Below are 13750 nucleotides of genomic sequence, written 5' to 3'. Positions count from 1 at the left end.
ACCGGTTTTTATTGGTCAACAGCCGTTAAGGTTATTTAAGATGCGTCTGCCGTGCTCTGTCGACAGGTATAAAAAGTGGAGGATAAGGCCTCTCTTGGCATAAGGACACAAAAATGGCGGTGTGTCCACGTTTGGGACACACCGCCTGCGAAAATGTCAGATTCGGAAGTTGTTATTTTAGGATATGGCGATTGTCAGCTCAGAGGTTGGGGTTGATGTCGTGCCATTTGTCGATGGGCGGTATGATGCCAAGTCCAATCACCTCGTCGCGGAGCTTGCACAGGTGGTGGTAGCTTTGGTCGAGTTCCTTCTTCTCTTCCGGAGTGCCGCCAACCGGATGCACTTCCACGCCGTTCTTGCCGACGGTGGTCTCCATGGCCATCATGATATGGTTGTATGTGCCGTTGTCGACATATGCGCCTACGGGCCATGTGAACGACGGACCTCCCATGGCTGCCGCAATCATCTCGATCGAGAGGTAGGCCGGGCTCTGGAACGACGAGCGTCCACGCAGGTCGATGATGTGCTTTCCGCCCTGGATCACACGCTGCTTCATCTCTTCCCACTCCTGCTGTGGAAGGGCCTTTGTGCCGATGATTTCCGACAGGGGCTGTCCGGCCACAGTTGTGGTGGACGCGAACACCGCCATCTGCTCTCCGTGTCCTCCGTAGGTGCGCGAGTTGACTATCTCGTCGGCGGGGATGTGGAAGTACTTGCTCAGTTCGCTGCGCAGACGGGTGCTGTCGAGAGCCGCGAGGGTGGAGATCTGCGACGGCTTCAGACCTGAGTATATCAATGTCACCAGACCGGTGATGTCGGCGGGGTTGAACACCACCACCACGTGCTTAACGTCGGGGCAGTATGTCTTTATATCCTTTCCGAGCTGCTCTGCTATCTCGGCATTCCCTTTCAGAAGATCCTCGCGGGTCATTCCTGCCTTGCGCGCAGCGCCACCTGACGATACGATGTACTTCGCATCCTTGAATGCTTCGGCTATGTCGGAGGTAAAGGTGAAGTTTATACCTTTGAAGCCGCAGTGGAACATCTCCTCCGCTACTCCTTCGAGGCCCGGGGCATAGGTGTCGTAAAGACAAATGTTCGGGGTCAGACGCATCATGGCCGCTGTCTGAGCCATGTTAGAGCCGATCATGCCGGCAGCACCGACAATCACCAGTTTTTCATCAGTTAAAAAGTCCATAATACTTATATTTTATTGGCCGTAGAGGGAATGGGTGTGTCTTGGCGGGACGCTGTCCATCCGTTATGGCCTATCTGTTTCTCCCTAAAACACAAGGGAACGCGAAAAGGTTCGGCATGGGCAAAAAAAGAAGGCGTGCGGGGAACAATCCTGACACGCCCTCAACTCACACATTTATCGATTCTCCAAAAGTCATTTGTGCTATGTCGATTATTTTCTTTCGCATGTAGAACAACCGGTGCGGATAGGTTGGTTCAGGGATTAACATAATTAACATGGTTATTTACAACATCTTAAACTCTGTTAACACCGTGTAGCTATTTTGTATGTGTATTTGCAACGGTGTTGCATTCCTTATCTCATAACTTTGTGGCCGTTTAACGTAACCAAATAAAGCACAGATATGGAAACGCATTCCCATTCCCACCACCATACCCATGCACTTGGCATCGATACATCAGGACGCCTGAAGCGTGCGTTCAAGCTTGGCATATGGCTTAACGCGCTCTATGTGGCGCTTGAGGTCGTGTTTGGATTCATCACCAATTCCATGGGGCTGTTGTCGGACGCCGGTCACAACCTGAGCGACATCCTTTCGCTTGCGATAGCCCTGATAGCATTGCGCGTGTCGCGCAACAAGCCCACGGCACATTTTACTTACGGATTCCGGCGAGCCACGGTCAATGCCTCTGTTGTAAACTCTATAATATTATATGTGGCCGTTGCACTCATCCTTTTTGAGAGCATACGCAAGCTCGTCCATCCCGTCGCTGTCGATGGCGATACCGTGGCCTGGGTAGCCGCCGTCGGGGTGTTGGTCAACGGAGTCACGGCATGGCTCTTCATGAAAGACAGCCATGGCGATTTAAACGTGCGCGGAGCGTTCCTGCATATGGCCGCTGACACATTGGTCTCAATCGGCGTGGTGGTGAGCGGCATCGTAATAGCATGCACCGGATGGACACTCATAGATCCCATAGTTGGCATAGTGATAGCAATTGTCATCGCTGTCGGATCCTACGGAATGCTCCGAGAAAGTTTGTGCCTTGCGTTCGACGGCGTGCCACGGGGCATCGATGTCGCCAAAGTGACAGCGGCAATATCCGCTGTCAAGAGTGTGGAGGATGTACACCATATGCATATATGGGCGTTGAGCACCACCGAGACGGCCATGACGGTGCATGTTGTGGTGTCCGACAGCGCTGATGTCGATCGGATTATTTGTGAAGTGCGACGTGTGGCTGCCGGTTTTGGAGTGGTACATTCCACGGTTGAGGTGGAGACGGCAGCCATGCAGTGTGACTGTAGCCATTGCCGATGAGGGCTGATTTGGCAAATTGAGTAACTTTGCGTTGGCTGTACCTGCATGCTTAGATGTGTATGGCCACAATCGTTAATATGAGTAATATGAGCACTTATGACAAATCTTCCGGCTATGAGTCGCTTAACTTTGATTTGCGTGGTATGAGTTGTGCGGCGTGTGCGGCCAAGATAGAGCGCACTCTTAAGCGTCAGCCCGGAGTGTCCGACGCCTCGGTAAACTATGCATCTGCGCAGGCTAAGGTGGTATGGAATCCTGCGTTGACTGCTCCCGATCAGTTGTGCCGCGCTGTGCATGACGCGGGCTACGAGATGCTTGCCGCTCAGGCCTTGGCCGATGGCGCCGACGATGATGCTCGCCGACGCTACCATCAATTACGCCGTCAGGCGATGTGGGCTATTTTGCTCTCTGTGCCGGTGGCTGTGCTCGGTATGGGATTCATGGACTGGATACCGGGTCGCTGGCTGTCACTGTTGCTCTCCTCGGTGGTGCTTTTTGGCATGGGGCGCCGGTTCTATGTCAGCGCGTGGCAGCAACTGCGCCATCGCTCGTGCAACATGGACACGCTTGTGGCGCTTTCTACCTCCATTGCATGGGGGTTCAGTGTGGCAAATCTTCTCATACCGCAGTTCTGGCTTTCCCACGGCATAGAGCCGCATGTCTATTTCGAGGCTGCTTCCGTGATTATCGCGTTCATACTGCTTGGGCGTACCCTTGAGTCCCGGGCGAAGGAGGGCACTACCTCCGCTATACGCAAACTCATGGGGCTGCGACCCAAGTCGGTGACGAGGATAGGGGATGACGGTCAGGTAGAGGAGGTGTCCGTGGATGATATCCGCCACGGCGACCTTCTGCTTGTTCACCCCGGTGAACGTGTGTCGGCTGACGGGACGGTAGAATCAGGCCGTTCATTCGTTGATGAGAGTATGCTGAGCGGCGAGCCTGTACCCGTGGAAAAATCTGATGGCTCGAAACTTTATGCCGGCACTATCAACGGTAATGGTACGCTCCGTTTCAGGGCCGATACGGTCGGAGCCGACACACTCCTTTCTAAAATCATAGCTATGGTGCAGGACGCGCAAGGCTCCAAGCCTCCCGTTCAGGCGCTTGTCGACAGGATAGCTTCTTATTTTGTCCCGGGCATAATCATTATTGCCCTTATCGCATGTGCGGTATGGGTACTCGCCGATAGGGAGAGTGGCGTTGTACATGGCGTGCTCGCACTTGTGACTGTGTTGATCATAGCATGCCCTTGTGCGCTCGGCCTTGCTACCCCAACGGCTATCATGGTCGGAGTTGGACGTGCCGCAGGCAATGGCATACTAATTAAGGATGCACAGGCCATTGAGGTTGCCCCGCTCGTCGATACGGTCGTACTTGACAAGACGGGCACACTAACGCAGGGACATCCTCGGCTGCTGCGTGTCGAATGGAGTTCCGACGCACCTGTCGGCGCTGATGCCGTACTTGCTGCAATAGAGGGACTTTCCGACCATCCAGTGGCGCTTGCCGTGTCATCGGGTCTTTCCGTAGGGACTCCTGTCGATCTCGACGACTTCGAAAACCTGCCGGGCTATGGCTTGCGGGCCGTGCATGACGGCAAAGAGTGGCTTGTAGGGAGCATGCGCATGCTGAAAAAATACGGGGTGAAGATTCCTCCTGGACTCTCTGCCAAGGCTGTCGCTTTTGAGTCGGAGGCGGCTACCGTGGTGTGGACGGCGCGAGACGGCAACGCCATTGGTATCGCTGCGGTTGCCGACCCGTTGCGTTCGACCTCATATGAGGCAGTGGCAGAGTTGCAGAAGCAAGGAATCGACGTGTGGATGCTCACCGGTGACAACGAGTCTACCGCTGCCGCGATGGCCTCGCGAACGGGCATAATCCATTGGCGTTCGGGAATGCTCCCACAGGAAAAGGCTACATTCATCCGCATGCTACAGCGCACGGGCGGACGCCACGTGGCATTCGTGGGGGACGGCATAAACGACAGTGCGGCACTTGCCATGGCTGACCTCGGCGTGGCCATGGGATCCGGGAGCGACATCGCCATGGATGTGGCTGGCGTCACCATCATATCGTCCGATTTGCGGCGTCTCTCAGTGGCCATAGGATTGTCGCGCCTCACTCTTCGCACCATCCGACAGAACTTGTTCTGGGCGTTTATCTACAATGTCATCGCCATTCCTGTCGCCGCAGGCGTGCTCTATCCTCTTTGCGGGTTTCTGCTCAACCCGATGGTGGCCGGTGCCGCAATGGCCATGAGCAGTGTGAGCGTGGTGGCAAATTCTCTTCTGCTCAAGCGCCGGTCACTTGGGCGCCCGAATATGATGCACCCTGCTCCATTCTTCATGGATGACGATATGATTACTTCCGACGATACCGCCTCTCCAAACAAGTCAGAAATGCAATCAACAACCAAGATAAAAACAAGACCATCAATCCATATAAATATGAAGAAAGAATATAAGGTATCCGGCATGATGTGCGGTCATTGCCGAGCCCACGTGGAAAAAGCTCTCAACACCCTTCCTGGGATAAAAGCAACAGTGACACTTGAGCCTCCGGTAGCCACGATAGAATTCTCTTCCGGGAAGGAACTCCCCCTCGAGATGCTTCAGAAAACCATCAGTGAAGAGGCGGGTGACTACCGTATTGAAGAATAATACGATAAACTTACCGTTACTCCGAAGTTTTTTCGTAACTTCGCGGTTATTATCATAATAAGTAAGACCATAAGATGAACGTAATGAAATTCGGCGGCACTTCCGTCGGCACATCCGCCAGGATAAAGGAAGTTGCCGGGCTTGTTACTCAGCGTGGTAAGAACATCGTGGTGCTCTCGGCCATGTCGGGTACCACCAACACGCTTGTTGAAATATCTGAGTATCTTTACAAAAAGAACATTGACGGTGCCAAAGAGACTGTCAACAAGCTCGAAAGCACCTATATGCGTGTCATCGACGAGTTGTATTCCACTGATTCGGCCCGTGAGGAGGCACTGCGTGAGATCAAAGCGTGCTTTAATTACATACGCACGTTCACAAAGGACATTTTCACCCTCTTCGAAGAGAAGGAGATCCTTGCGCAAGGGGAGCTTATGTCTACGGCCATGTTCGACATCTATCTCCGTCATGAGCTTGGTGTGAAGTCTGTCCTTATTCCGGCTCTCGACTTCATGCGTACCGACAAGAACGCCGAACCCGATGCTCAGTACATACGCCAGAAACTCACAGCCCTTCTTGACAAGCACCACGATGCAGACCTCTATATTACCCAAGGGTTCATCTGCCGAAATGCCTATGGCGAGATTGACAACCTGCAGCGCGGAGGCAGCGATTACACAGCCTCACTAATCGGAGCCGCCGTCAATGCCGGCGAGATTGAGATATGGACCGATATCGACGGCATGCATAACAATGATCCACGTTTCGTGGATGGTACTGCTCCCGTGCATGAGCTGCACTTTGAGGAGGCTGCCGAGCTTGCCTACTTCGGGGCTAAGATTTTACATCCGACATGTGTGCTCCCGGCCAAGCTCAACAACATCCCCGTGAGGTTGCTTAACACCATGCAGCCGGACGCTGAAGGAACTCTAATACACAACCGTCAGGCCCCAAAGGCGATAAAGGCCGTGGCTGCGAAAGACAACATCATAGCCATCAAGATAAAGTCGGGACGCATGCTCCTTGCCTACGGATTCTTGCGCAAGGTGTTTGAGGTGTTCGAGACATATCAGACACCTATCGACATGATAGCTACATCCGAGGTGGGCGTCTCGCTTACGATTGACAATGAACGCAATCTTGACCGTATACTTGACGATCTGCGCAAGTTCGGTACCGTTACCATCGACCGCGACATGGTGATTATATGCGTGGTTGGCGATCTTGAGTGGCAGAACTGCGGATTTGAGGCTGAGGCTCTCGATGCGCTTAAGGAGATTCCGGTGCGCATGATATCCTACGGAGGAAGCAATTACAACATCTCGTTCCTTATACGTAAGGAGGACAAAGTGAAGGCGCTTAACCTTTTGAGCGAACGTTTGTTCAAATAATGCGTTTTTTAAGAAAAATGTTTGTTCAATCTTATGGCAAAGTTTCCAATTGACGAATTCAAGGGACGCATCACTCCGTTTTACTATTACGACCTCGGACTGTTGCATACTACTCTCGATGCGTTGAAGGCAGCTGTCGGTCAGTCACCTTTCCATGTACACTACGCGCTGAAGGCCAACACCAACCCTGCGGTGCTCAAGCTTGTCGTTGAGGCCGGCCTCGGTGCTGACTGCGTGAGCATGGGTGAGATACGTGCCGCTATTGAGGCCGGATTTAATCCCGAGGGCATTTTCTTTGCCGGGGTGGGGAAAAGCGACGCCGAGATCGACTATGCTCTCGCCAACCGTATCGGATGCTTCAATGTGGAGTCACTTCCCGAACTTGAGCTTATCGCAGAGATGGCCGCCGACAAGTCGATGGTGGCTAACGTGGCACTGCGCGTCAACCCAAACATCGACGCACACACTCATCACTATATTACCACCGGACTGGAGGAGAACAAGTTCGGCATAGCACTTGAGATGCTTGATGATGCTGTGGCGCTCTGTCTGCGTCAGCCCAACCTGCACTTATACGGTCTGCATTTCCATATCGGTTCTCAGATTACCGACTTAGAACCTTACCGCATACTGTGTAACCGTATCAACAAACTCGTGGCCGACTATGCCTCGAAAGGGATACGTTTCAATGTGCTTAATGTCGGTGGTGGTCTTGGGGTGGATTATGACGATCCTGACGGCAATCCCATACCGAACTTCAAAGCCTTTTTCGATGTGTTCCGCGAAAATCTCGACCTTGCCCCGGGGCAGCAGCTCCATTTCGAGCTTGGCCGCTCGCTCGTAGCGCAGTGCGGCTCGCTCATCACCAAGGTGCTATACGTGAAAGAGGGCGTGGGTAAGAAGTTTGCGATTGTCGACGCTGGCATGACCGACCTTATCCGTCCGGCTCTCTATCAGGCCCACCACAAGATTGAGAATATTACCTCGGCGTCCGCTACGACCGATGTATACGACGTGGTAGGCCCTATATGTGAGTCGAGCGACTGCTTCGGTAAGGACGAGACGCTGCCATTGACGCGGCGTGGCGACCTGTTGGCCCTACGCAGTGCCGGCGCCTACGGAGAGATAATGGCCATGGGTTATAATATGCGCCCTCTACCGTCCTCATTCGTCCGGTAAACGCAATATAATAACTAAGGCGGAAGTGTTATGTCGACTTTACGTCTCCAAGTCTAAGAGGTTGTTTTTAAACAACCTCTTAGACTTTTGAACAGGTTCTTGGATTTGGAGTCACAATTCTTGCTCTTTGCTTCCGCGTAAAAAAAGACGTTGCGGCGGTGTGGACATTTGGGGTGATGAAATATAATAAAAAAGTTCCATGTGGACATTTTGGGTGACGAATTAGGTAGAATCAATAATTCCTTTTGATGTATTCATCCAACAGTTTCTTTCTGTGTTCCCTGCTGATACCGCCATGTACCCTGACCTTTGTCTTGAGGTCCGCAAATAACCCCTCAAGAGCATTGTTTGTATTCGGAAGTCCGGTTTCAGGATAATCATAGAAAGTCCACAATAACGGCATGTTGCGTTTGATGCTCAGGTATGCGCTGCGAAGCCTTGGCCTCATATATGGAGGTGTTTTACGCTTTATCCTTTTGTCACGTACCCTCTCATTGACAACATCATTATATTTCTCACACCATTCATTTATCGCCCCAATGAAACTTTCCTTATCCGTCCGTGTAATCATGCCTACAAGATATAACAGTTCACGAGACGCTTCCAGGTCAGGCTCTTGCGTAAGATACCTGCGAACTATGAGCATCTGATGAAACTGGCACATCTGAACGCGTATAGGCCTGAGTGCCTGAGGAAGCCCTTTCATGCCGTCAATCACAGCTCCGTATATTTTAAAGCCGAGGTTCTTGAGCCACTCCACACCCTCTACATATTGTGCTATGGTTTCATGGCGGACATATTTGTGCCATAAGACATTCCCCCGTAAGGCATCCTTGATAATCATCAGGCCAAAGCCTCTTCCCCAATAGGTCGTGTCCATCTGTATGGTGACATCCTTGTACCTGGCGATTTTGCGGACATAACGCATGCCCTCCAGATCCCGACGGATAGTTCTCTCGTTGACTCCATAATTCACGGCCAGCTGTTCCAAGGTTTGTTTGCCCTCGACATAATCTGTAATGACCTGTGATTTGTCCCTGCGGATACCGCCATCAAAACGCCGGCCGCAGTCCTTGCATTTATACCGTTGCGTACGACTCCTCAGGCCATTCCTGACCACATTCCGAGACCCGCAGAAAAAGCATTTTTTTAATCATATCAATAATAATCTTCACAAAGATATGAAAAACAGCATATTACTAGGCTTTCATCACCCCAAATGTCCACACCGCCCAACTTTAATTTCAACAACGCGCTAAGGCGCATAACCAACAAGAACAATGATCAATTTCAAAAAGTACAGCTCCATAGAAAATGCAATCACCCGCGACTTCATGGAGCGGGTCGTGGCTGAAATGCCTGCCGACCTTGAGGTGGTACAGGAGAAGGTGCACGGTGCCAATACCAGCTTTCTCTGCGATGGCAACGAGGTAAGGTCTCCGTACTCACTGATGACGAGAAGTTCTACGATTTCCAGTCATTGGTAGATGTGTATCGGCCCAAAGTGCTGGCTCTGTTCAGCAGAATCCGCAATTTACACCCTGATGTCAGCTTAATATCGGTTTTCGGAGAAATGTTTGGCGGACGCTATGCGCACGAATCCGTGCCTGCCGTAAAGGGTACAATCTTGATTCAGAAGGGTATGGACTATACTCCTGCTCACGAATTCTATGGCTTCGACATCTATCTTTTCGAGGGAGACAGTGGGCGATACCTTTCCGTCGACGAGGTTAACAAACTCTTTGAGGCAGAAGGATTCTTCTATGCAAGGACTTTGATGAGTGGTTCTCTTGTCGAATGCCTTAAATATTCCAACGCATTCCAGAGCAAAATCTCGCAGTGGCTCGGATTTCCAGACATTGATGACAACATCTGCGAAGGGGTGGTTATACGGCCTGTTGAACCCCAGTATCTGCGTAATGGCTCTCGTGTGCTAATAAAGAGCAAGAACGCAAGGTTTGCCGAGAAAAAGTCAGTGAAGAAGCGTAATAAACTTTTTGCTGAGCCCGTGCCTTACAGCGATGCGCTCAAAGCACTGCTTCCCGAGGTCGAGGCATACGTTAATGAGAACAGACTCAACAACGTGGTAAGTCATATCGGAGAGGTAACTTTCCCCAAGGACTTCGGCAATGTTATGGGATTGTTCGCCAAGGACATCCTTGATGATTTCCTCAAAGAGCATGGCGGAGAATATTCAGCCCTCGACAAGTGCGAGCAGAAGTCGCTCAACCGTGAACTCAACAAACTGGCCACTGATTTCGTGAAGCAGACCTTCATGAGCAAAGCCTATATCATCGACTAACAGAATCTGCCTCCGGTCTCTCCATGGAGGTGGAATACTTTAAAATTTGACACAACAATATGAAAATTCAATACGCATCCGATCTCCATTTGGAGTTTCATGAAAATAGCCGTTGGCTGAAAGATAATCCACTTATCTCTGTAGGAGATGTGCTCGTCCTTGCCGGTGACATAGGTTATCTCGGTGATGAAAACTATGATCATCATCCATTCTGGAACTGGTGTTCTGAGTCGTTCAGACAGACAATCGTTATCCCCGGTAACCATGAGCTATACAAAAGCTATGACATAAATGAGCTTCACGAAGGGTGGCAACTCAAAATACGGCCCAATGTCAAAGCCCACTACAATTGTGTAATACCGCTGTCATCAGACATTGATCTCATTGTTTCGACCCTTTGGGCAAAGATTCAACCATATGATGAATATCTGACCGAACGAGGTGTGACTGACTTTCATCGCATAAGAAACGGTCAGTTCCGGCTCTCGGCGCAACGGTTCAATCAAGAACATGAGCGTTGTCGCGAGTTCATAGAAAGAAAAGTGAACGAAAGCAGTGCGAAGCATATAATAGTAGCTACTCATCATGTGCCTTCGTTTGAACTGATGTCCGACGAGTTCAAGGATAGTCCGATAAACGGAGCTTTCACATCCGAACTCGGAGATTTTACTGCAAACAGCCGTATAAACTATTGGATTTACGGTCATTCGCATCGAAACATTCTCAAAACAATAGGCAGCACCCGGTGCGTCTGCAACCAGCTTGGCTATACTTCTCATGGTGAGCAACATAGTTTCCGCCGGGACGCCATAATCGAAATAAATGACAATGAACTACAAATTTGATGCAAGTCGGGTATTCTTCACATCGGATACCTACTTCAACCATATAAATATAATCGGCTACTGCCAGCGTCCGTTCCGCAACGTCTATGACATGAACGAGACAATTATAGCGAACTGGAACAATGTAGTAGGACCGGATGATATTGTGTTTCATCTCGGCGACTTCTGTCTCGGAGGTGCAGACGAGTGGAACCGGATTCTTGATCGGCTCAACGGCAAGATATACCTCATACTTGGTAATCATGACCTGAAAAATATCAGGCAGGGCACAATCAATCGGTTTGAACATGTCGCCATGTCGATGTGCATACAGATAGGGAAGAAGAAAATCTATCTAAATCACTTTCCTTATCTGTGCTTTGATGGTGGATATAATCACGACGTCTGGCAGCTGTTCGGTCACGTCCATAGCCGCACTTCAAACACCGGGATAGATGCAAGCCGATTGCAACATCTCTATCCGACACAAATCGATGTCGGCGTTGACAACAATAACTTCACGCCGCTCTCTTTCGAACAGGTGCGAACTCAAATCCTGAAGCAGATTGAGCGGCAAGATACTAAAATTAACAAACTATGAGCGGAGGACATTTTGACCATCATCAATTTTTTATCAGAGAGATTGCTGATAAAATTGAAGAGGATATAGCACGGGCTCTTCAACCAAAACCGGAAATGGTCCATGAAGATTACTGGATGATTGAAAAGTGTGGGACACCTCATTCATTTTACATCTATCCCCGGTATGATATAACTTTTCCAAGTTATGAGGAAGCTGAAGAATTTCTACTGAGACGTAGAAGAGTGACCAAAGCAGACCCGAAGTTTGCGAGCTTTCATCCTGTCAAGGGTGAAGATGTACTGTTACAGTCTATTGATGAATTCATGACTGCGACCAAGGATAGTGAGCAAATTCCAGTATTGTATTCCATACATCATGCTGTCTTTGATCATTATCCATACGATGCCGATGTCCTTGAACTTGAAGATACGACATTGGAAACCATGAAGGAAGCGTACCGTCAGCTCCGCATAGCAGAGATTTATGCACAACGAGTTGACTGGATGATGAGTGGCGATGATTCTGAAGATACTTTACAGGAACTACTTCAGGAAGAGCTTCAAGCCTTTGAAAAGGAATTTCAGACAAAGGATTGGAGTGCCTTGGACATAGATGAATGATAAATTCATCAGTTGACGAATACGACCCAAACTGCATCGCGGAGTTTGGATCGTTTCGTAATATATCCAAATCCGAAATATGTGTGCGGATTATTCATTGACATATTCGTAATACATATCCCACAGAGTATCGGGGAAACCATATCCGCAACATTCAACGGATTTTATCATCCTCTGCATACGGGCTGAATAGTCCGGCATAAGTCCGTTTGACGATATGAATTTCACCGCCTTGTTGAAGTTATTTCCTAGCGCGGTATAGAATGGATCATTGTAATTACCATATTGTGCAGTCAGGCTGCAACCTTGTTCCACATAGAACAGCATGAGATCAGCTACAGCATGAGGATCCGGCATCAGTTTCTTAAATGCCGTTATCAGTTTATTGCATTCCCTGAAACTCGGGTCTTTCGGCCAATCATTGCGTCCGAAGAATTGGCTGCGTATTGCTTTCTTGTACTTCTCTAATTCGGCATCACAATTAGGCTCGAGATAAAATTCAAGCCATGCTTTAGCTTCTTTGCTAGCATCATACAGTTGAAGCATAATATCAACAACCTGCTCTTTCGATTGTGAAAGAAGTTCTTTCCGTGGGCCGCCTCCATTTCTGAAGAAATGTCAAAAGGCTTATTGTATCTTATTGTGTCCACAAGAGCTTCGCGCAGCGCGCCCTGGTTGTCTTTGACGGCCAGGAAATAATGCGCCCCTTTGTCGAGTATCTTCCGTGCGATGTCGACTTGCGTACCGATGGCATCTATCGAAACCATCGCCTCGGTCAGATCGAGCTTGTCGAGCAGTCTGGGGATGGCCGGAATCTCGTTCTCTTTCCCGTTCAGCGGCAGTTGGCCCACCATCAGGTGGTTCTCGCTCACACACGCGTTCAGCAGATAATCGCCCTGGGTCACCGGCGCCTTGGGATTGCTGCCGCGCAACTTCTTGCCGTCTATAACCACCTGTTTCTCAGCAAGCGAATCAAGAAACATGCGTCCGCAACGCAACAGACACCGTTCTATCTCTGTCGGCTCAACGGCACTCATCAGACGCTCGAATGTATCCGGCGAAGGCGTACGGCCACCGCAAGCCGAGAACAGGCCGAACTCTTCCGAACATTCCGACGCAAACCACGCCATGTCCTGGTAATCCTCTCCTCCTGTCATGTAAGTGAGCAAAGCCACTACAAGGAGGTCATTGAGCGGATAAATGCAACGACCGCGAACACGGTGATCGCGGATATCATCAAATATGGGATAAATTGTATTCATAACCTTAAAATTACGGAATTTATCCCTTTCTCCGAAATCAATTATTTAATTTTAGGATAATTTTGATGCGGTTGCCTCGTCACGGAAAGACTTGAAATTTTTTATTTTCAGTTCTTGTATCATTGTCGGTGGCTTTAATATGGCAAGGTTAGTCATTAAAAGTGATATCGCCAAAACAAAATCTCAATATTTTAAATTTTATTCGTCAATTAAGGGTAATTATAGCTATTTTGGATATTAAAATATTGTAGCCGTCAGTTTTAATGAACCATAAGGGAACAGAAAAAGCCCGTAAAGCCAAAGTAAAACAAGTGAGGGAGCAGGAATTAGTGAAAAATGGGACAAACCATTTGCGTAGATTCAAGAACGAAGTGCAAAATTCATCGCTCTGAATAGCCCAATATTTT

General features: G+C 49.5%; 12 protein-coding genes. 8 read left to right on the top strand and 4 right to left on the bottom strand.

The window, feature by feature from the left end; genetic code table 11:
- Positions 1 to 199: 199 nt before the first annotated feature.
- Positions 200 to 1198, bottom strand: coding sequence for a malate dehydrogenase (locus tag QZ303_RS09840; protein ID WP_295732262.1), 999 nt, complete (start codon positions 1196 to 1198; stop codon positions 200 to 202).
- A 403-nt stretch (positions 1199 to 1601) separates the two neighbouring features.
- Between QZ303_RS09840 and QZ303_RS09835 the strand changes: the two genes are divergently transcribed.
- From QZ303_RS09835 to lysA, 4 genes are all read left to right on the top strand, one after another.
- Positions 1602 to 2519: a cation diffusion facilitator family transporter gene (locus tag QZ303_RS09835; protein ID WP_295732260.1), complete on the top strand. Its 918-nt coding sequence runs from the start codon at positions 1602 to 1604 to the stop codon at positions 2517 to 2519.
- An 86-nt stretch (positions 2520 to 2605) separates the two neighbouring features.
- A complete protein-coding gene (locus tag QZ303_RS09830) occupies positions 2606 to 5182 on the top strand; it encodes a heavy metal translocating P-type ATPase (RefSeq protein WP_295732258.1) in 2577 nt (858 codons plus the stop codon).
- Positions 5183 to 5256: 74 nt separating this feature from the next.
- Complete coding sequence (locus QZ303_RS09825) at positions 5257 to 6573, top strand: aspartate kinase (RefSeq protein WP_295732256.1); 1317 nt, start codon at positions 5257 to 5259, stop codon at positions 6571 to 6573.
- Between the two features lie 33 nt (positions 6574 to 6606).
- Complete coding sequence (gene lysA / locus QZ303_RS09820) at positions 6607 to 7752, top strand: diaminopimelate decarboxylase (protein ID WP_295732254.1); 1146 nt, start codon at positions 6607 to 6609, stop codon at positions 7750 to 7752.
- A 232-nt stretch (positions 7753 to 7984) separates the two neighbouring features.
- Here the strand turns inward: lysA and QZ303_RS09815 are convergent, their stop codons facing one another.
- Positions 7985 to 8743 carry a hypothetical protein gene (locus QZ303_RS09815; protein ID WP_295732252.1) on the bottom strand — a complete coding sequence of 253 codons (759 nt, stop codon included), beginning with the start codon at positions 8741 to 8743 and terminating at the stop codon, positions 7985 to 7987.
- A 423-nt stretch (positions 8744 to 9166) separates the two neighbouring features.
- Between QZ303_RS09815 and QZ303_RS09810 the strand changes: the two genes are divergently transcribed.
- From QZ303_RS09810 to QZ303_RS09795, 4 genes are read left to right on the top strand one after another with little or no spacing between them, the layout of a single operon-like run.
- On the top strand, positions 9167 to 10054 hold the full coding sequence (locus QZ303_RS09810) for an RNA ligase family protein (protein WP_295732263.1): 888 nt from the start codon (positions 9167 to 9169) through the stop codon (positions 10052 to 10054).
- Positions 10055 to 10113: 59 nt separating this feature from the next.
- Complete coding sequence (locus tag QZ303_RS09805; RefSeq protein WP_295732250.1) at positions 10114 to 10899, top strand: metallophosphoesterase; 786 nt, start codon at positions 10114 to 10116, stop codon at positions 10897 to 10899.
- A complete protein-coding gene (locus tag QZ303_RS09800; protein ID WP_295732248.1) occupies positions 10883 to 11479 on the top strand; it encodes a metallophosphoesterase in 597 nt (198 codons plus the stop codon). Before QZ303_RS09805 ends, QZ303_RS09800 begins: the two co-directional genes overlap by 17 nt.
- Positions 11476 to 12081: a hypothetical protein gene (locus tag QZ303_RS09795; RefSeq protein WP_295732246.1), complete on the top strand. Its 606-nt coding sequence runs from the start codon at positions 11476 to 11478 to the stop codon at positions 12079 to 12081. The genes QZ303_RS09800 and QZ303_RS09795 overlap by 4 nt, the downstream gene beginning before the upstream one ends.
- Before the next feature lie 90 nt (positions 12082 to 12171).
- Here the strand turns inward: QZ303_RS09795 and QZ303_RS09790 are convergent, their stop codons facing one another.
- Positions 12172 to 12627, bottom strand: a complete 456-nt coding sequence (locus QZ303_RS09790; protein WP_295732245.1) for a DUF6155 family protein — start codon at positions 12625 to 12627, stop codon at positions 12172 to 12174.
- Positions 12546 to 13343: an ISAs1 family transposase gene (locus tag QZ303_RS09785; protein ID WP_295732243.1), complete on the bottom strand. Its 798-nt coding sequence runs from the start codon at positions 13341 to 13343 to the stop codon at positions 12546 to 12548. Before QZ303_RS09785 ends, QZ303_RS09790 begins: the two co-directional genes overlap by 82 nt.
- Positions 13344 to 13750: the final 407 nt, after the last annotated feature.

Origin of the sequence: uncultured Muribaculum sp. (genome assembly GCF_910583865.1) — a bacterium.
Classification (GTDB): domain Bacteria; phylum Bacteroidota; class Bacteroidia; order Bacteroidales; family Muribaculaceae; genus Muribaculum.
Note: the sequence above shows the minus strand (reverse complement) of the source record. Positions and strands in the feature narration are given on the sequence as shown.

What these genes read in the sequence shown, in the direction of transcription:
- QZ303_RS09790 (WP_295732245.1), bottom strand. Translation starts at nt 12,627, where the DNA reads ATGCTTCAACTGTATGATGCTAGCAAAGAAGCTAAAGCATGGCTTGAA.
- QZ303_RS09795 (WP_295732246.1), top strand. Translation starts at nt 11,476, where the DNA reads ATGAGCGGAGGACATTTTGACCATCATCAATTTTTTATCAGAGAGATT.
- QZ303_RS09830 (WP_295732258.1), top strand. Translation starts at nt 2,606, where the DNA reads ATGAGCACTTATGACAAATCTTCCGGCTATGAGTCGCTTAACTTTGAT.
- QZ303_RS09800 (WP_295732248.1), top strand. Translation starts at nt 10,883, where the DNA reads ATGAACTACAAATTTGATGCAAGTCGGGTATTCTTCACATCGGATACC.
- QZ303_RS09840 (WP_295732262.1), bottom strand. Translation starts at nt 1,198, where the DNA reads ATGGACTTTTTAACTGATGAAAAACTGGTGATTGTCGGTGCTGCCGGC.
- QZ303_RS09805 (WP_295732250.1), top strand. Translation starts at nt 10,114, where the DNA reads ATGAAAATTCAATACGCATCCGATCTCCATTTGGAGTTTCATGAAAAT.
- QZ303_RS09825 (WP_295732256.1), top strand. Translation starts at nt 5,257, where the DNA reads ATGAACGTAATGAAATTCGGCGGCACTTCCGTCGGCACATCCGCCAGG.
- QZ303_RS09785 (WP_295732243.1), bottom strand. Translation starts at nt 13,343, where the DNA reads ATGAATACAATTTATCCCATATTTGATGATATCCGCGATCACCGTGTT.
- QZ303_RS09835 (WP_295732260.1), top strand. Translation starts at nt 1,602, where the DNA reads ATGGAAACGCATTCCCATTCCCACCACCATACCCATGCACTTGGCATC.
- lysA (WP_295732254.1), top strand. Translation starts at nt 6,607, where the DNA reads ATGGCAAAGTTTCCAATTGACGAATTCAAGGGACGCATCACTCCGTTT.